Here is a 17,455-nt window from a genome sequence, read left to right on the forward strand (position 1 = left end):
GTGGGGGAAGGGGTGGGGAAAGGTGTTGAAAAATGGGGCGGTTCCCCATATTATTGATGACGTCGACAGGCGGGGTGGTTCCCCGCGTACGTGCCATCTGAGTAACCGAGGGGAGGGCGCACATGGGAATGACGGGTGCATACGAGCGCAATCTCGATGCAAAAGGTCGTCTATCCCTGCCTGCACCCCTTCGTGAGGAGCTTGGAGAGCACGTTCGCGTGTTTAAAGCCCTGGATGTCGATGCTCTGTACGTGTTCTCTGCCGAGGCCTTCGATAAGTGGGTCGAAGGACTCTTCGCGGGTCGTGAGGGCCACGAGGGTTTTAACCCGCGCGACATCAACGACCAGAAGCTCATGAGGGCGATCAACAAGCGCACCACGTCGATGGATGTGGACAGCGCGGGTCGTATCGGTCTTTCTGAGTCTCTCCGCAAGCAGGCGAACCTCGACCGCGAGGTCACGGTTGTGGGCAACTACGACCACCTTGAGGTTTGGGACCGCGCTACGGCCGATGAGGACGATGATGACGAGGCCCTGCTGGACCTCTTCTTCTCGTAAGGGCAAGGCACGAGTAACGGATGGAGCGTGGGATCTTGACACAAGAATATCGGCATGAACCTGTCATGCTCGGCGAAGTGCTTGAGTCGCTGCAGCTCAAGAGCGGCTCCGTCGTCTGCGACTGCACCCTTGGCGGTGCCGGCCATTCGGTAAAGATGGCCGCGCAGGTGGGGGAGACCGGCCTTTTGCTCGGCGTCGATCAGGATGACATGGCCCTCGAGGCCGCTGGCGCCCGTCTGGACCGCGAGGTTCCCGGCGTACCGCACCAGCTGCTGAAGGGCAACTTCGGCGACTTGGACGAGCTGCTTTGCTCGGCCGAGGTGCCCGGGGTCGATGGCTTCCTGTTCGACTTGGGCGTTTCGTCGCCGCAACTCGATATCCCTGGCAGGGGCTTTTCGTACAACGAGGACGCCCCATTGGACATGCGGATGGATCCGGGTAACAACACCTTAAACGCAGCTGAGGTCATCAACACCTATAACGAACACGACCTCGCCCGGATTCTACGCGTCTACGGCGAAGAGAAGTTCGCCTCGCAGATCGCGCGTGAGATCGTGCGCCGCCGCGAGCATGAACCGATCGAAACCACCGGTCAGTTTGTCGAGATCATCAAGGCTGGTATCCCCGCTGCCGCCCGTCGGCATGGCGGACACCCAGCCAAGAAAAGTTTCCAGGCCATTCGCATCGAGGTCAATCACGAACTCGATGTGCTCGAGCGAGGGCTTGACGCCGCCACAAGGTGGCTCAACCCGGGCGGACGCATCTGCGTCATCTCGTATCACTCGCTCGAGGACCGTATCGTAAAGAACCACTTTAAGGAGATGAGCCAGGGGTGCACGTGTCCGCCGGAGATTCCGGTGTGCGTGTGCGGCAACGTGCCGATACTCAAGGTCATCACCCGCAAACCCCTGGTTGCCCAACCCGATGAGGTTGCGCGCAACCCTCGGGCGAGATCAGCCAAGATCCGCGTGGCGCAGCGTCTGTAGACGCGACCGCGCGATATTGGACCTCCCGCTCGTACCACAAACGAAGCTTAAACACACTACCAACGTACTCGGGATGGGAGGCGGCATATCATGGGCTACAACACCTCAAACGCAGCACTCGCCTATGATATGAACGCCATGCCCGCCTATCGTGAGGCACCGCAGGCTCCCGCTGCTCCCCGCGAGCAGCGCACGCCGCGCTTTGATGTCTACACGGGCGCGGGCCGTCAGGCAAACCAGGCGGTAAGCCCGGTTTTCATGAGCGTTCTTAAAACGTTTTGCATCATTGCGGCCATCTTCATGACGATCGGCGTCGCCCGTGTGGCGCTCGCCGGCGTTACGGCTCAGGTGCTCAACAGCAACGCCGCGCTTACCAACACGCTCGAGAAGGCGACCGATGAGAGCTCCGACCTGGAGGTCATGCATTCGGTCTATGGTGCCGACACACGCATTCGCGACCTTGCGGGCGCTTATGGCATGGTGGAGCCCAGCGAGAGCGTTACACTTGATTTTTCGCAGGATGCAGCCGCGGGCGCTAGCTCGACCGCGACCGCTCAGTAACAAGACGGTAGCTGAGTATGACAAATGACTATCGCCGCGGCTCCGACGGGGGTCGCGGTTCTGGACGTCCCTCATCGCGGGGACGTTCTGGTTATCAAGGAACGGGTCGGCCATCTTACAACGCCGGGCAGTCCCGTGGCAACGACCCGGCGTCGCGACTTTGCGGCTCGGGCGGCCCCCAAGTGCATAACACCAGGTCGCGCAAGAGTTCGTCGACCGAATGGCTCACAGGCACGCCTCTGCCTCGCCGCAAAGCCGTCATGGGCTTCATTGGGCTTGGCTTGGGCTTGGGCGTCTTTCGCCTTGCCGACTATCAAATTGTCGAAGCCGATAAACTGCGCGAGCGTGCCGATGCGCGTCGCCTGCTTGCGCAGACCCTCTATGCCAAACGTGGCACCATCTACGACCGCAACGGTAACGTGCTGGCGTCGTCGGTCGAATGTCGCAACATCGCTGTGAACCCGCAGCTTGTCGAGGATGTTGACAAGACGGTGTCGGCGCTGGTCAAGGCAACTGGAATCGATAAAAAGACCTGCCGCAAGCTCGTTGAGTCCGATGGAACCTGGGTGTATATCAAGCGCCAGGTGGACGAAGACGATGCTGTGGCGCTGGAGAAGAAGAACCTGCCCGGCGTGCTTTTTGAGCAGGCCATGAAGCGCGTATATCCATACGGCAATCTGGCATCGCAGGTGCTGGGTGTAGTGAATGTAGACAACGACGGCTTGACTGGTCTCGAAAAGCAATACAACAAGCTTCTAACCGGCACGAACGGTTCTCTTGTACGCGAGCGCGCGAGGGACGGCAGCTATATCGCGGGCGGTGCCTATAAAAAGGTGGCTGCGGTCGACGGCGTTGATATCGTGACGACGCTCGATGTCAATATCCAGCGTGCGGCCGAGGATGCCCTAGCAGAGGCTGTCGAGAAGACAAAGGCCAAGAACGGCTCGGCTTTGGTCACCGACCCCACGACCGGTGAAATTCTCGCCGCCTGCTCGTATCCGACCTACGACCAGACCGATCTGGAAAACGCCAAGACCGAGGATATGAACCTGCGCCTGGTCACCGACGCCTACGAGCCCGGCTCGGTCTTTAAGACACTCGTGGCGGGCGCCGGCTTCGACTTGGGCGTCGTGCGATCGAGCACGTCGTTTGAGGTGCCGGCGAGCATCAAGGTGGGCGACGATACCGTCACCGATGCCGACAAGCGCGACTATGCCATGACCATGGATGTGCGCGAGATGATGCGCCGTTCGTCCAACGTGGGCTTTGTCCTGGTGGGGCGCAAGATCGGTGCCGATGACTTTGCCGCCTATGTGGACAAGTGGGGCATCGGTCACAGCTCGGGTGTCGATTTTCCGGGCGAGAGCCTGGGCATCGTCAAGGAGCGTGACCAGTATGACGGCGCCACGCTGGGCTCGATGAGCTTTGGACAGGCGCTGTCTGTCTCGCCGATTGAGATCGCACGTGCCGTGGGCGGCATCGCCAACGGCGGCGTGATGATGACCCCGCACTTCTATAAGTCCAGCAAAGGCGACGAGAAGGACTGGGGCGAAGGTGAGCGCGCGATTTCGGAGGATGCCGCATCGCAGGTGACATCGTGCATGCAGACGGTCGTGTCCGAGGGAACGGGCGTTGGCGGCGCGGTTGACGGCTATGACGTGGCGGGTAAGACCGGTACGGCCGAACGTGCCGACGAGAACGGCGGCTACCTCAAGGAGAACTACATGTCGTCCTTTATGGGCTTTGCGCCGGCACAATCACCCAAGGTGCTGTGCTATATCACGCTCGACGGAACGCCGAGCGGCTCAGATGCCGCTGCGGTGCCGTTCCAGTCCATTATGGCCAACGCGCTCGACGTGCTGGGCATCCCGCGCACGAAGTAGGGGGTTACAATCTTGAGCGTAGTCTGCCGTTTGATCTGAAGGGTGTTCACATGCCCTGCACCACGCGCGCATGGCACTGGGATACAATACGCCGATAGCATTATTAGGTTTACAGGGGAGCTGCAATGATAGAGATCGCCGTCAACAACCTCGCGGCCTCAACGGGGGCCCGAACCGTGACGGAAGAAGCCGATCGGGTATGCCGCGGGTGCGTTATCGACTCGCGTCAGGTCGAGGAGGGGACGATCTTTGTCGCCTTCCCCGGCGAAAAGGTCGACGGCAATGATTTTGCCTCCCGTGCCATCGAGTCGGGTGCCGGTGCCGTCGTGATGACGCGCGAGCCCGATGCCGAGCTGGTTTCGCTGGCGCAGGACAAGGGCTGCGCCATCTTACTGACCGACGACCCCGAGGAGTTCTTGTTGCGCCTGGCGCACGCGTATCGCCTGGAGCTTGGCTGCCTGGTCGTTGGCATTACCGGTTCCATCGGCAAGACGACGACCAAGGACGTGCTCGCCGCTGTTCTCGCCAAGCGCTATCGTGTCTGGGCCACCAAGGGCAATTTCAATAACCTGATCGGCATGCCGCTCACGGTGCTTTCCGCTCCGGCCGATACCGAGGTCTTGGTGCTCGAGATGGGCATGAACCATTTCCACGAGATCGAGCGCCTTTCCCAGTCCGCCAATCCCAACTTTGCCATCGTGAGCAAGATCGGCACCTCTCATATCGGTATTTTGGGCAGCCGCGAGAACATCGCCCGCGCCAAGTCCGAGATTGTCCAGGGCATGTGCGCCGCCGGCGACTATTTGCCGCTGCTGGTTTTGGGCGGCGAGGACGACTTTACGCCGTTCATTCGCGATACGTTCGCCCAGCCTGCTGGCATCGACGTGATGCTGGCCGGTGTCTCTGACGATGATGAGGTCCGCGCCCGCGACGTTCGCGTTGATGACGAGGGCCGTCCGGTCTTTACGCTCGATTTTGGTCAGGGCGAGACAATCGATACCATGCTTGCCATCCCCGGCGTGCAGTCCGTTCCTAATGCCGTTAAGGCCGCCGCGGTTGCCTATCGCCTGGGCGTGACGCCCGAGCAGATCGATGCTGCCTTTAGGGGTCTTACGATCACCGGGCACCGCCAGGAGATCAAGCGCGCCAAGAGCGGTGCACGCATCATCGACGATTCCTATAACGCCAGCGCCGAATCGATGGCAGCCGGCCTCGATCTGCTGTGCTCGCTTTCATGCACGGGGTCTCGCATGGCGATCCTGGGCGAGATGGGCGAGATGGGCGATGAGGCTCCTCGCATGCATGAGCTCGTGGGCGCCTATGCCGCCGCCAAGAAGCTCGACATGCTGGCGTGCGTGGGTGGTGAGCTGGCCCAGCTTATGGCCGATGCCGCGCGCATGATGGGCATGGACGAGGACCGCATCCAGGTGTTCTCCGATTATCAGCAGGTGCTCGACCGCATGGGCGGCGCGCTTGAAAAACATGATGTTGTACTGGTCAAGGGTTCCCGCTTTGTTGAGCTCGACCGCTTTGTGGAAGGTGTGTGCTAGCCCATGTTCGGCAATCCCTCGTATCCAACGTATCAGGCTTTTTTGGGGCTTGGCATCGCCGCAGCCATTGCGCTGCTGCTCATGCCGTGGTGGATTAAGCTGCTCAAGGTCGAGGGTATCGGCCAGCAGGTTCGTGCCGACGGCCCCAAGCGTCATTTGGTTAAGCAGGGAACGCCCACCATGGGTGGCGTTGTCATCCTCGTCGCGATCTCGCTGACCTGCCTGCTGATGGGCAAGCTCACCACCGAGCTCGTGCTCGTGCTGCTCGCCACGCTGGCGACCGGCGTGCTGGGCCTGATCGACGATCTGACCTCCGTTACGCATGGGCGCTCGCTCGGTCTGACGCCGCATGCCAAGATGATCGGCCTAACCATTATCTGTGTCACCTTTACGGTGCTTGCCGTCAACTGGTGCGGCGTCGCCCCCGAGATTCGTTTTCCCGGTGGGTTGACGATTGACCTTGGCGTGCTTTCGACTACCATCTGCGGCTATTCGTTCCCGTGGCTCTATATTGTCTTTTGCTGGCTGATGATTGCCGGTCTTTCTAATGCCGTGAACTTGACCGATGGCCTTGACGGTCTTGCTGGCGGCATCTCCATGATCGCCATGCTCGCCATGGCTGCCATGGCGTTTTTGCACGGAGACGTGAACCTGTCCATCTTCTGCACCGCGTGTGCCGGTGCCTGCCTGGGCTTTCTGTGGTTCAACTGCTATCCGGCGAGCATCTTTATGGGTGATACCGGCTCGCTTGCTCTGGGCGCCGCGTTTGCCTGTACGTCCATCATGACTAACACCGAGGTCGTCTCCCTCATCATCGGTGGCCTGTTTATCGTTGAGACCCTGTCGGTCATGATTCAGGTTGTCTACTTCCACTTTACGCACAAGCGCGTCTTCCTTATGGCGCCCATCCATCATCATTTCGAAAAGAAGGGTTGGGCCGAGACCAAGGTCGTCATCCGTTTTTGGATTATCGCTGTGGCATTTGGTGCCGTTGGCCTTGCCCTGTTCTTCCAGTTGGGATAGTGGTCTTTCATGCCTCTTGCTGATGTCTTTAGCCTGCTCGTTTTGGGTCAGGGCAAATCCGGTCTCGATGTCGCCCGCTGGGCGCTGGCACATCCAGAGCGCGTAAGCGCCGTTACCGTGTATGGCGGCGGCACCTCTGAGCCCAATGACGCCACGCGTGCGCTCGAGGCTGCCGGTGCGTCGTTTGTCTATGGGACCGAACAGGTCGAGGGCGCCTATGACGTATGCGTGACGTGCCCGGGCATCTCGGAGTTCTCGGGCTTCTTTAAGGCCGGGCGCGAGCATGCCGCCCAGATTATGGGTGAGCCCGAGTTTGCCTATCGCCTGTCGCCCGATAACTGGATTGCCATCACGGGCACCAACGGCAAGACGACCACCACGTCGCTGACCGATTATCTGCTCAAGGCTTCCGGTGAGGCCAGTGTAGCTGTCGGCAACATCGGTGAGCCGCCTATCAACGAGATTGACGGCCGAGCCCACAACGAGTGGTTTGTGGCTGAGCTCTCGAGCTATCAGATTGCTACGACCACCGAGCTCCACCCTCGCGTGGCGGTGCTGCTCAACATCACTCCCGACCACTTGGGCTGGCATAAGAGCCATAAGAACTATGCGCTTGCCAAGATCAAACTGTTTGACAATATGGTCGATGACGATCTGGTGGTCGTCGACGTCGAAGACGCCGGCATTCACGAGTTCGATGAGTACATCTACACGCCGGGTCGTCGCATCTGCAAGGTTGCCTTTGACGAGCCAGAGGGTGAGGATGTCGCCTTTGTGCGCGATGGCAAGATGATCGTGCGCCTGAAGGGCGTCGAGACCCCGCTCATCGCTACATCCGAGCTCAAGATCTCGGGCCATCATAATGTTACCAATGCCCTGTGCGCTGCCACGGCTGTCCTGGCCGTCGGTGCCAATCCCGAGGGCATTTGCCGCGGTCTGGCCTCGTTCCAGCCGCTCGAGCACCGCGTGGAGCCGTGCGGCGAGATTGACGGAGTGCGCTACGTCAACGATTCCAAGGCGACCAACACCGACGCGGTCGAGAAGGCACTGACGGCATTTCCCGATGACAACGTGATCTTGCTGCTCGGCGGCCACGATAAGGGCACGCCGCTCACGGACTTCGCGCGCGTCGTTATGGATAACGTGCGCTCGGTCGTCTGCTTTGGCGATGCGCGCGAGCGCTTTACCGCCGCTATGGACGAGGCCGATGTCGATGGCGATGTGGATATCGCCCAAGCGGATGACCTACGCGATGCCGTGGACGTTGCCCGTTCGCTGTCGAGCCGTGGCGACGTGATCTTACTTTCTCCTGCCTGCTCTTCGTTCGATGAGTTCTCGGGCTATGAGGAGCGCGGCCGCGTGTTTAAGGACTACGTGGCTCAGCTTGCCGCTGCAGCGAAATCGCAAATGGAATAGGGGTTGCCGGTGAGAGAGGAGAGCCCCCGACAAGGTATGAGGAGGCCCGACTCGGACCGTGCTTCCTCGCGGCGTAGCACACCGCGTTCCGGTCGCGGCGGGCAGTCGTTTAGCGAACGCTATATTGCCGGCGTTCCCGCCCGCATCATGCGCCCCCGTCTGATATTTATGGCCTGCCTGTTTACTTTGGTGTGCTTTGGTCTGCTGATGGTGTACTCGGCGTCTTCGGTCGAGGCGCTGCACGAGAATGGCTCGGCGACGTTTTTCCTGGGTCGACAGGCCGCGTTTGCCGTGGTTGGTGTTCTGGCGCTGATTGCCATCGTGCGCGTTTTGCCGGACAGCTGGTTTGGGGAGGATGTGCTTAGGATCTTCCTTATCGGCATGATAGGGCTACTGTTTCTGGTGTTCTTGGTGGGCAGCGGCAGCCGTGGCGCCACGCGCTGGCTCAACATCGCCGGTATTCAGTTCCAGCCTTCCGAGTTTTTAAAGCCATTTGCCATTGCGTATTCGGCCATCATGCTTGATCGCTTCTTTTCGCCCGGTGGCAACATCAACGAATTCCTTCGCAAGATGGGCATCTACCTGGGTATTTCGCTCTTTCTGATCTTTATCCAGCCCGATTTCGGTACTGTCCTGATCATCCTGTTGACCCTCATGTGCATGGCGTTGTTTGCGGGTCTCGACCCCAGATTTATCATCGGCGTGCTAATCTTCGGCATTCTCGTGATCGTGATTGCACTTGTCGCAGAGCCGTACCGTATGGTGCGTATTCAGGTTGCCTTGAACCCTTGGGCTGACGAGTATGGTGACGGCTATCAGGCCACGCTTGCCATCATGGCCTTTGCCTCGGGCGGTCTGTTCGGCCGTGGCATCGGCAACTCAACCATGAAGTACTCGTATCTGCCCGAGGCGCACAATGACTACATCCTGGCCATCATTGGCGAGGAAGTCGGCTTTGTCGGAACCGTGCTGTTCTTCTTGGTGTTTGCGATGCTGATCTACTCGGCGTTTCGCATTGCCGAGCAGGCGACCGATCGTCGGGGCGCGCTTATGGCGTCTGGCTCCGCGGTTATTCTCGCGGTGCAGTTTTTGATTAACGCGCTGGGCATCCTCAACGTGTTTCCCATGACGGGCAAACCGTTGCCGTTTATTAGCTACGGCGGTTCGTCGATTATTGTGTCGCTTATGCTTGCCGGGTTGATCCTGCGCGTTTCGTACGAGAGCGCCCGCCGCGATGAGTATGACCGCCGCCGTGAGAGCTTTGCCGTTATGGACGAGAGCACCGCCGGCGTGGCCCATGTGCGCGGTGAACGACCTTCGCGTAGCGGCTTTACCGTTCTGGATGGTTCTGCATCCGAGCCGGCAGCTCGTCCACGCTCGCGAACGGCTCCGCAAGGTCGTCCGCAGCGCCCCAGCCCTCGCAACGCGGGCGGCGGATATAATCGAATCGATTTGAACTCGGACCCGTCGGCGCGTCTGCGCACCGACGACCAGGGACCGCGTGTACGAAGGGACTACCATGACCGATAAGATGACCGTTGCTATTGCAGCCGGCGGCACGGCAGGACACATCAACCCCGCGCTCGCCTTGGCCGAAGAACTGCGTGACCGTGGCCACCACGTTGTGTTCGTGGGCCAGTCGCGCAAGCTCGAGGGTCGTTTGGTCCCCGAGGCTGGGTTTGATTTTGTACCCATTACGGTCACGGGCTTCGACCGCTCCCGTCCTTGGACGGCGCTGACCTCCCTGTGGCGTGTCAATAAGGCCAAGCGTGCGCTCGCCAATCATTTCTCAAAGGTCGGCAAGCCCGATGCCGCCATCGGTTTTGGTGCCTATGTCGAGGTTCCGCTGCTTGGGTGGTGCAAGGGCGCAGGCGTTCCGTATCTGCTGCATGAGCAGAACTCTGTTCCGGGCCTGGCCAACAAGATGATGAACTCCCACGCCGCCCGCGTGTGCATCTCGGTGCCGGCAGCGCGTTCGGTCTTTGAGCGCGAAGGTGACCCTGACCACGTGCTCATGACCGGCAACCCCGTACGTCGCTCGGTGATCGAGGGCGATCGCGCTCGTGGCCGCAAGGCACTTGGCGTTCCCGAGGACGCTACGCTGCTGCTCGTCTTTGGCGGTTCACTTGGCGCCCAGCACCTCAACGAGCGCGTGACTTCGCTCAAAAACGAACTGCTTTCGCGCAAGAACCTCTATGTGTTGCATTCGACGGGTGCCGACGGCTTTGAGGAGACCGAGCACGCTTTGGCGCTGACGCCCGAGGAGGCGAAGCGTTACCGCGTCCAGCCTTACATCGACAACATGGGCGATATGCTGGCTGCTGCCGATTTGGTGCTCTCGCGTTCGGGTGCATCGAGCGTGGCCGAGATCGCTGCGCTCGCCGTGCCCTCGGTGCTCGTGCCGTATCCGCATGCGACGGCCGACCACCAAACCACCAATGCTCGTTATCTGGTCGACGCCGGGGCCGGCGTGCTCTGCGCCGATGCCGATATCGACGGTTCTGCCTTTGCCGATGAGCTGCTGCACCTGGTCGATGACGCGGCGGCGCGCGACGCCATGCGTCAGGCGGCGCGTGGTCTGGCTCAGGATAGAGCCGCCGCTCTTCTGGCGGATGCGGTAGAGGGTTTGCGTTAGTTAGACGGGATATCTTCGGTCGCCCTCGCGCTGATGCGGTAGGTGCGGTACAGTTAACGGGTTACAGGCAGTGTTTACGCAAGGAGTACACGAGCACATGGCTGATTCCCAGACTGCAACCTCCGCGCCCGAGTTTAAGAGCGCCCACTTTATCGGTATCGGCGGCGCCGGCATGAGCGGCATCGCCCTCGTTCTGCACGAGCGCGGTTATGCCGTTACCGGCTCCGACCTTAAGACGTCACGTTATATCCGCCAGCTTACCCGCGCTGGTGTGAAGGTGCATGTGGGCCATGAGGCCGCCACGATCGACGAGGTTAAGCCCGACGTGGTTGTTGTCTCCACCGCTATTCCGGAATCCAACCCTGAACTCGTGCGCGCTCGCGAGCTTGGTATTCCCGTGTGGCCCCGTGCCAAGATGCTCTCTGCTTTGGGCCACGGCTACACCACCGTCGCTGTTGCCGGCACGCATGGCAAGACCACCACGTCTTCGATGTGTGCCACCATGCTCGACCGCATGGGTCTGGATCCGAGCTTCCTGATCGGTGGCATCGTCGAGGGCTATGACACGAACGGCAAGAACGGCTCGGGCGACTACTTTGTCGCCGAGGCCGACGAGTCCGACAGCTCCTTCCTGTTCCTGAACCCCAACGTAGTCATTGTGACCAACGTCGAGGCCGACCACCTCGATCACTACTCGGGTATCGAGGAGATCGAGGCAACTTTCGCCAAATTCATGAGCCTGGTGGGCGAGGACGGCACCGTCATCGTCTGCGGTGAGGACCCGCATCTGGTCGAGCTCGCCAAGTCGACGGGCCGTCATGTGCTTTCCTACGGCTTTGCCGAGAGCAACGACATCGTCTGCATGCACCCGGATGTCAAGGGCATCCAGAGTGACTTTATCGTTCGCTTTGAGGACGGCACTGAGCGCGCTGTGGAGATCAAGAGCAATCCCGGTCGCCACAACATGCTCAACGCCACGGCGGTGCTCACCGTCGCCCATGTCCTGGGCCTTGACATCGACGCCGCCGCCAAGGCGCTCTCGAGCTTTGAGGGCGTCCGCCGTCGCTTTACCCACGTGGGCGATATCGATGGCATCACCGTGGTCGATGATTACGGCCATCACCCCACCGAGATCAAGGCTACGCTTGCTGCCGCTTCGTCGCTGGGCTACAAGCACGTCGACGTCGTGTTCCAGCCGCACCGCTATTCGCGCCTGCAGGCCCTGTGCGACGACTTTGCCGATGCATTTGCCAATGCCGATAAACTGCTGCTGATTGATGTGTTCTCGGCTGGCGAGATGCCCATTCCGGGTGTCACCTCTAAGATGCTCGCCGATACCGTGCGCGCCAAGCATCCTGGCAAGGAGGTCGTGTACTGCTCCAGCCGTCTTGAGCTCAATCAGGAGCTCGAGCAGATGGTGGGCGAGGGCGACCTGCTGCTCACCATGGGTGCCGGCGACGTTACGACCGTCGGTCCCGAGTTCATTGAGTATCTGACTGCCAAGAAAGACGCTTAAGTCTAATGGGTCTGTTTAACGCCGTCATGGCGCTCTCGGGCATGATCGACACGGATGTGATCGAGGACGAGCGCCTTGCGCGTCATACGAGCTATCGTATCGGCGGCAAGGCCGACCTCTTTGTGACGTGCCATAGCTATCATGCCCTCCGCCGCGCCGTGGCGGTGCTCGATCGCGAGCAGGTGCCGTGGGTCATCATCGGCAAGGGCTCCAATCTGCTGGTTGCCGATGGCGGTTATCGCGGTGCCGTCATTTCGCTCGGACGTGAGTTCCAGCGCACGGTTGTTGCCGATGACGGTTGTACGCTGACGGTCGGTGCGGGCGTGATGTTTGCGCGCCTGGTCAACGATGCCCTGTCGCGTAGCCTCTCGGGCCTTGAGTTTGCCGTTGGCATTCCTGGTTCGGTCGGCGGTGCGATATCTATGAATGCCGGCACGCGGACCGAGTGGATTGGCTCGCTGGTTGAGGATGTCGTAACGTTTGACCCGGCATCCGGTATCAAGCATTATGCGGGGTCCGAGATCACTTGGGGCTACCGCGAATGTGGCCTTCCCCGCAATGAGATCATCCTCGAGTGCGTGCTCAAGCTTAAACCGGCGCCCAAGGCCGACATTCGCGAGCGCATGGAGCGGTACCTGACGAGGCGCAAGCGTACGCAGCCCATGGGTCGCGCATCCTGCGGGTCTGTCTTTCGCAACCCGCCCGATGCGAGTGTGGGCAAGCTTATCGAGGATTGTGGATTAAAGGGTTTTTCGATTGGCGGCGCGGAAGTTTCGCCCGTTCACGCTAATTTTATCGTTAATAACGGAACTGCCTCGGCCGATGACGTTGCCGCGGTTATCAGACATGTGCACGGAAAGGTGAGGGAGGCGTATGGCATCGAGCTCAGACCGGAAGTTAAATTCCTCGGCTTCTAGAGCATCGAAACCCACCTTCCGCCGCGCCGGAGGGCGTTCCGGCGCGCCTGCCAAACCTCAACGCAATACCGTCGCGCACTCTAAGTCTGTCGGGCATGCTCGACAGACCAGTCGACCGGTCGTCGGCTCGCAGCTCGGTAATCGTCCGACCGCAAAAAAGTCCTCGCGTCCCTCGGTGACGTCAAAGCCTGTTATGGGCGCCAAGCCTGCCCGTCCCATAGCAACTCCCAAGCCCTCGACGGGGACTAAGGCGGCGCGTCCAGGTCGCACGCTGGGCGCATCGAAACCGCGCTCGCTGACATCGGTGCCGGCTACCGCTAAGAAGCCTTCGAGTAAAAAAGGTTTCAACCCGTTATCTTCACTTGGAGCGATGGCAAATAAAACATCAGACGCCGCTTCTGTCGTTACAGGCAAAGGCAAAATCGTGGGCGGCGTTCTGGCCGTCTTGGCCGTGCTCGTCGTCGTTGCCATCGTGGTGATCAACTCTGGATTGTTTACTGCCACTGATATTCAGATTCAAGGCAGCGAGCATGTGACGAAGCACGATGCTATCCAGCTGATCGACTTGCCCGAGGGAACGTCGCTTTTTAACGTCGATCCCGACCAGATTACCGAGGATCTCAAGCAGAACCCGTGGGTCTCGGGCGTGGATGTCCAGCGCCAGTTTCCCCATACGCTTATCATCACGCCGACGGAGCGTAAAGTTATCGCCATTGCATATATCAGCTCCGACGACCTTGCCTGGGCTATCGGAGACGATGACACCTGGATCGCCCCGCTGTCGACGTCGGTCGAAGTGGACGACCAGGGCAACGTTATCACGACAGGGCAGGGCTCAAATACCTTGACCGGAATCGATGCCGCGCTGGCGCTCGCCAAGCATTATGGCGCGGTGTTGTTGACTGATGTCTCGGCGGATGTCGCTCCGGTTTCCGGCCAGGCGGTGAACTCCAAAGCCGTTAAGGCCGGCCTGGATTATGTGCGTGGTTTTTCGAGCGAGTTCTTGGGACAAGTCAAGGATATTTCCACGCCTTCGGTCGAAGCCATCTCGGCAAACCTCAATAACGGCATTGAGGTGTCGCTGGGCGATTCGGACGATATCGCCAAGAAGGAACGCGTAGTCACCAAGTTGCTTTCGCAGGTAGAGGGCGTAACGTATATCAATGTGCGCTCTCCGGGCAACTACACATTTAGGAATGCTCCGACCTCGTAGCGCTGGTTGATGCTTTGTTGAGGGGCCATACCACGCCGTTTATCTGGTTTGTTTGGTTTTCACGGTCAATTATTTGACTGATACGTTCATAATGTGCAAACATAATACGGTTTACCTTTGCATTTACTTTCAACCTGAAGGTTAATGTGCGCAGGGGTCGACCCATGCTATGGCTATAACCTTTGTTCGGAGGACCGACATGCACGAGACAGAGATCAACAACTACCTTGCCGTCATTAAGGTGGTCGGCGTCGGCGGCGGCGGTACCAACGCGGTCAATCGAATGATCGAAGAGGGCATCCGCGGCGTCGAGTTTGTTGCCATCAACACCGATGCTCAGGCACTCGCGATCTCTGATGCCGATATCAAGGTGCACATCGGCACCGACCTCACCCGCGGCCTGGGCGCCGGCGCCAACCCCGAGGTTGGCCGCAAGGCTGCCGATGAGTCCCGCGACGACATTGCCGAGGCGCTCGCTGGCGCCGACATGGTGTTTATCACCTGCGGTGAGGGCGGTGGCACCGGTACCGGCGCTGCTCCCATCGTTGCCGATATCGCGATGAACGAGGTCGGCGCACTGACCGTCGCCGTCGTGACCAAGCCCTTCACCTTCGAGGGCCGCAAGCGTAAGAAGAGCGCCGAGGAGGGCATCAAGACCCTCTCCGATTGCGTCGACACCATGATCGTCATTCCTAACGATAAGCTGCTCGACATCGCCGAGAAGAAGACCACCATGCTCGAGGCCTTCGCGATTGCCGATGGCGTCCTTTCCCAGGGCACCCAGGGCATCACCGACCTCATCACCGTCCCCGGTATCATCAACCTGGACTTCGCCGATGTTAAGACCATCATGAAGCAGGCCGGTACCGCCATGATGGGTATCGGTACCTCTTCTGGGGATACTCGTGCCGTCGACGCTGCCCAGCAGGCCATCTCCAGCCCGCTGCTCGAGAGCTCCATCGATGGTGCCACGCGCGTGCTGCTCTCCATCGCCGGTTCCAAGGACCTGGGCATCCAGGAGATCAGCGACGCCGCCGACGTTGTCGCCAACGCCGTCGACCCCGAGGCCAACATCATCTTCGGTACCGTTGTCGACGAGTCCCTGGGCGATCAGGTGCGTATCACCGTCATCGCTACGGGCTTCTCCGACTCCAACGTCAACCGTCAGGATGAGCTCTTTGCTGCTCAGCAGTCTCAGAGCAAGGCCGCTGCCTCCGCTGAGCCGCAGCGCACCGCTCCGGCTGCGAGCCCGGCTCAGGCCGCTCCGACCCGCAACGTCGGTGGTACCGAGCTGCCCAACTTTGGCAACGACCAGTTCGAGCTTCCCGACTTCCTGAAGCGCGGTAGCTTCTAGTTCGTTTTTCTCAACGACCTGCACGGGGTGTGTCCATTTGGATGCACCCCGTTTTGTTTCTCGTTTGTAAACGAAAGCCTCCAATCTCCTTACGTTCCCTTTACGTTTGGTCCCTACCGCTGCGGGTATCCTTTTAAGGAAGTATGACAGCCGTATAAACGCGGACTGCGCGGCGACGCCGCGGTACTTGTGTTATTAGGAGGCTTTAGTATGGCAGCACGTGCGGACAACGTTTCGCGTGTCGACCATGATGGAGTTACGTTGGTGGAGGGCGCGACATCCGATGTCCGCTTTGCCTTTACCGAGCGCACCGGTGGCGTTTCTGAAGATGCGTACTCCTCGCTCAACCTGGGCTCGCATGTAGGCGATGACCCCTTTGCTGTTCAAGAAAATCGTCGTCGAGCGCTCGAAGCGATGGGCGCCACTGAGTGCGAGCATAATCTGCTCGTGCCCAATCAGGTACATGGTGACCATATCGTTACGGTGACTTCGAACGGCGCCGACGATCTTGAGGCTGTTCGCGAGCAGATTGCCGAGGGCTGCGATGCCATCGTCTGTACGGCCCATGACGTGCCCGTGCTGCTCTGCTTTGCCGACTGCGTTCCCGTGGTGCTGGTGGCCCCTGGCGGATTTGCCGTGGTGCACTCCGGTTGGAAGGGCACGATTGCACGTATTTCTGCCAAGGCGTGCCAGGCGCTTTGCGATGCTGCCGGCTGCGATGCGAGCGACGTTTCCGCCTATATCGGCCCCCATATCTTGGCTGACGAATATGAGGTATCCCAGGAACTCATGGATCGCTTTGCCGTCGAGTTCTCTTGCATCGATGCGAGCATCTCTCGCATGCTCGATCTTTCCGCTGCCATTTGTGAGGCGCTGGTAGATGCCGGTGTGGACGCGGATAATATCGTGGATACCCAGCTTTCGACTGTGCGTCAGAACGACCGCTTTTATTCCTACCGTAACGAGGACGGCACCTGTGGGCGCCATGCTGCGATCGGCGTGATGCTATGAGAAAGATCGTATCGGTCCTGAGCGCCGCTGTGCTTACGCTTACGCTGTGCGCCTGTTCTTCGGGATCTTCTACCTCTTCCATTACTGTGGCCGGCTCCACGACCTGCCTTCCTATCGCCGAAATTGCGGCCGAGGGCTTTAAGGAAGAGACCGGCATCGACGTGCTCGTTTCCGGTTTGGGTTCTTCCGCCGGCATCGAGGCCGTCAGCGCCGGCACGGCTGATATCGCCAGCTCCTCCCGTGGACTCAATGCCGACGAACAAGATCTGGGCCTGACTCCCATCGTCATTGCCCACGACGGTATCGCGGTCATCGTGAACGACGACAACCCCATCGATAACCTCTCGACCGAGCAGCTCCGCGATATCTACGCCGGCAAGATTACCAATTGGAAAGAGGTCGGTGGCGAGGACCTGAAGATTCAGGTCATCAACCGAGACGAGGCGTCTGGCACGCGTGAGGCCTTCCGCACCATCGTGATGGACGGCACGCCGTTCGATCGCCGCTCGGCCGTTCTTTCGGGTACGGGCCAGGTGCGAGACGTGGTATCTCGTTCGCGCGGTGCCATCGGCTACATTTCGCTGGGCTTCGTCGATAGCCTCAACGCCAAGACCTCGGTCAAGGCCGTCTCGGTCAATCATGTTGAGGCGTCCGAGAAGACGGTCGCGAGCGGCGGCTATCCCATCTCACGCGACCTTTACTTCTTTGTGAAGGGTGCGCCTTCGCAACAGGCGCAGGATTACATCGACTACGTGACGTCCGAAAAGATGGACAAGCAGATTCGCGAGGCGGGCTTTATCCCCGTCACCAACGACGAGAAGGGGAGTGAGTAG

General features: G+C 59.9%; 15 protein-coding genes. All 15 read left to right on the forward strand.

Annotated elements, in window-relative coordinates; all coding sequences use genetic code 11:
* Window positions 1-122: 122 nt before the first annotated feature.
* The 15 genes from DWZ52_RS04885 to DWZ52_RS04955 all read left to right on the forward strand — a co-directional run bounded on the left by DWZ52_RS04885 (window position 123) and on the right by DWZ52_RS04955 (window position 17,455).
* Window positions 123-557: a division/cell wall cluster transcriptional repressor MraZ gene (locus tag DWZ52_RS04885; protein WP_035137949.1), complete on the forward strand. Its 435-nt coding sequence runs from the start codon at window positions 123-125 to the stop codon at window positions 555-557.
* A 20-nt stretch (window positions 558-577) separates the two neighbouring features.
* Window positions 578-1,543 (forward strand): 16S rRNA (cytosine(1402)-N(4))-methyltransferase RsmH, encoded by a 966-nt coding sequence (rsmH, locus tag DWZ52_RS04890; protein WP_117636014.1) that lies wholly within the window; start codon window positions 578-580, stop codon window positions 1,541-1,543.
* Window positions 1,544-1,633: 90 nt separating this feature from the next.
* Entirely contained in the window at window positions 1,634-2,104 is a 471-nt protein-coding gene (locus DWZ52_RS04895) for a hypothetical protein (RefSeq protein WP_118385036.1), read from the forward strand.
* A gap of 182 nt (window positions 2,105-2,286) precedes the next feature.
* Window positions 2,287-3,987 carry a peptidoglycan D,D-transpeptidase FtsI family protein gene (locus tag DWZ52_RS04900; protein ID WP_369831529.1) on the forward strand — a complete coding sequence of 567 codons (1,701 nt, stop codon included), beginning with the start codon at window positions 2,287-2,289 and terminating at the stop codon, window positions 3,985-3,987.
* A gap of 125 nt (window positions 3,988-4,112) precedes the next feature.
* Window positions 4,113-5,537: a UDP-N-acetylmuramoyl-tripeptide--D-alanyl-D-alanine ligase gene (gene murF, locus DWZ52_RS04905; RefSeq protein ID WP_118385037.1), complete on the forward strand. Its 1,425-nt coding sequence runs from the start codon at window positions 4,113-4,115 to the stop codon at window positions 5,535-5,537.
* Between the two features lie 3 nt (window positions 5,538-5,540).
* Window positions 5,541-6,560, forward strand: coding sequence for a phospho-N-acetylmuramoyl-pentapeptide-transferase (gene mraY, locus DWZ52_RS04910; protein ID WP_118385038.1), 1,020 nt, complete (start codon window positions 5,541-5,543; stop codon window positions 6,558-6,560).
* A gap of 9 nt (window positions 6,561-6,569) precedes the next feature.
* The gene (gene murD / locus DWZ52_RS04915; RefSeq protein ID WP_118385039.1) at window positions 6,570-7,976 is read left to right on the forward strand and encodes a UDP-N-acetylmuramoyl-L-alanine--D-glutamate ligase; all 1,407 of its coding nucleotides are present in this window, start codon (window positions 6,570-6,572) and stop codon (window positions 7,974-7,976) included.
* 36 nt (window positions 7,977-8,012) lie between these two features.
* Window positions 8,013-9,506: a putative lipid II flippase FtsW gene (gene ftsW, locus DWZ52_RS04920; RefSeq protein WP_117647216.1), complete on the forward strand. Its 1,494-nt coding sequence runs from the start codon at window positions 8,013-8,015 to the stop codon at window positions 9,504-9,506.
* Window positions 9,496-10,611 (forward strand): undecaprenyldiphospho-muramoylpentapeptide beta-N-acetylglucosaminyltransferase, encoded by a 1,116-nt coding sequence (gene murG, locus DWZ52_RS04925; RefSeq protein WP_117776687.1) that lies wholly within the window; start codon window positions 9,496-9,498, stop codon window positions 10,609-10,611. Before ftsW ends, murG begins: the two co-directional genes overlap by 11 nt.
* A 97-nt stretch (window positions 10,612-10,708) precedes the next feature.
* Complete coding sequence (gene murC, locus DWZ52_RS04930; RefSeq protein WP_117636008.1) at window positions 10,709-12,127, forward strand: UDP-N-acetylmuramate--L-alanine ligase; 1,419 nt, start codon at window positions 10,709-10,711, stop codon at window positions 12,125-12,127.
* A gap of 5 nt (window positions 12,128-12,132) precedes the next feature.
* Window positions 12,133-13,044, forward strand: coding sequence for a UDP-N-acetylmuramate dehydrogenase (gene murB / locus DWZ52_RS04935; RefSeq protein ID WP_117776688.1), 912 nt, complete (start codon window positions 12,133-12,135; stop codon window positions 13,042-13,044).
* Window positions 13,045-13,468: 424 nt separating this feature from the next.
* A complete protein-coding gene (locus DWZ52_RS04940) occupies window positions 13,469-14,257 on the forward strand; it encodes a cell division protein FtsQ/DivIB (protein ID WP_231501570.1) in 789 nt (262 codons plus the stop codon).
* 199 nt (window positions 14,258-14,456) lie between these two features.
* On the forward strand, window positions 14,457-15,611 hold the full coding sequence (ftsZ, locus tag DWZ52_RS04945; protein ID WP_055251674.1) for a cell division protein FtsZ: 1,155 nt from the start codon (window positions 14,457-14,459) through the stop codon (window positions 15,609-15,611).
* Between the two features lie 210 nt (window positions 15,612-15,821).
* Window positions 15,822-16,622 (forward strand): polyphenol oxidase family protein, encoded by an 801-nt coding sequence (locus tag DWZ52_RS04950; protein ID WP_117776689.1) that lies wholly within the window; start codon window positions 15,822-15,824, stop codon window positions 16,620-16,622.
* Complete coding sequence (locus DWZ52_RS04955; protein WP_118385040.1) at window positions 16,619-17,455, forward strand: phosphate ABC transporter substrate-binding protein; 837 nt, start codon at window positions 16,619-16,621, stop codon at window positions 17,453-17,455. Before DWZ52_RS04950 ends, DWZ52_RS04955 begins: the two co-directional genes overlap by 4 nt.

Origin of the sequence: Collinsella sp. AF33-16 (genome assembly GCF_003475325.1) — a bacterium.
Classification (GTDB): domain Bacteria; phylum Actinomycetota; class Coriobacteriia; order Coriobacteriales; family Coriobacteriaceae; genus Collinsella.

Coding starts and splice junctions, on each gene's coding strand:
- DWZ52_RS04885 (WP_035137949.1), top strand. CDS start 123: ATGGGAATGACGGGTGCATACGAGCGCAATCTCGATGCAAAAGGTCGT.
- rsmH (WP_117636014.1), top strand. CDS start 578: ATGGAGCGTGGGATCTTGACACAAGAATATCGGCATGAACCTGTCATG.
- DWZ52_RS04895 (WP_118385036.1), top strand. CDS start 1,634: ATGGGCTACAACACCTCAAACGCAGCACTCGCCTATGATATGAACGCC.
- murF (WP_118385037.1), top strand. CDS start 4,113: ATGATAGAGATCGCCGTCAACAACCTCGCGGCCTCAACGGGGGCCCGA.
- mraY (WP_118385038.1), top strand. CDS start 5,541: ATGTTCGGCAATCCCTCGTATCCAACGTATCAGGCTTTTTTGGGGCTT.
- murD (WP_118385039.1), top strand. CDS start 6,570: ATGCCTCTTGCTGATGTCTTTAGCCTGCTCGTTTTGGGTCAGGGCAAA.
- ftsW (WP_117647216.1), top strand. CDS start 8,013: ATGAGGAGGCCCGACTCGGACCGTGCTTCCTCGCGGCGTAGCACACCG.
- murG (WP_117776687.1), top strand. CDS start 9,496: ATGACCGATAAGATGACCGTTGCTATTGCAGCCGGCGGCACGGCAGGA.
- murC (WP_117636008.1), top strand. CDS start 10,709: ATGGCTGATTCCCAGACTGCAACCTCCGCGCCCGAGTTTAAGAGCGCC.
- murB (WP_117776688.1), top strand. CDS start 12,133: ATGGGTCTGTTTAACGCCGTCATGGCGCTCTCGGGCATGATCGACACG.
- ftsZ (WP_055251674.1), top strand. CDS start 14,457: ATGCACGAGACAGAGATCAACAACTACCTTGCCGTCATTAAGGTGGTC.
- DWZ52_RS04950 (WP_117776689.1), top strand. CDS start 15,822: ATGGCAGCACGTGCGGACAACGTTTCGCGTGTCGACCATGATGGAGTT.
- DWZ52_RS04955 (WP_118385040.1), top strand. CDS start 16,619: ATGAGAAAGATCGTATCGGTCCTGAGCGCCGCTGTGCTTACGCTTACG.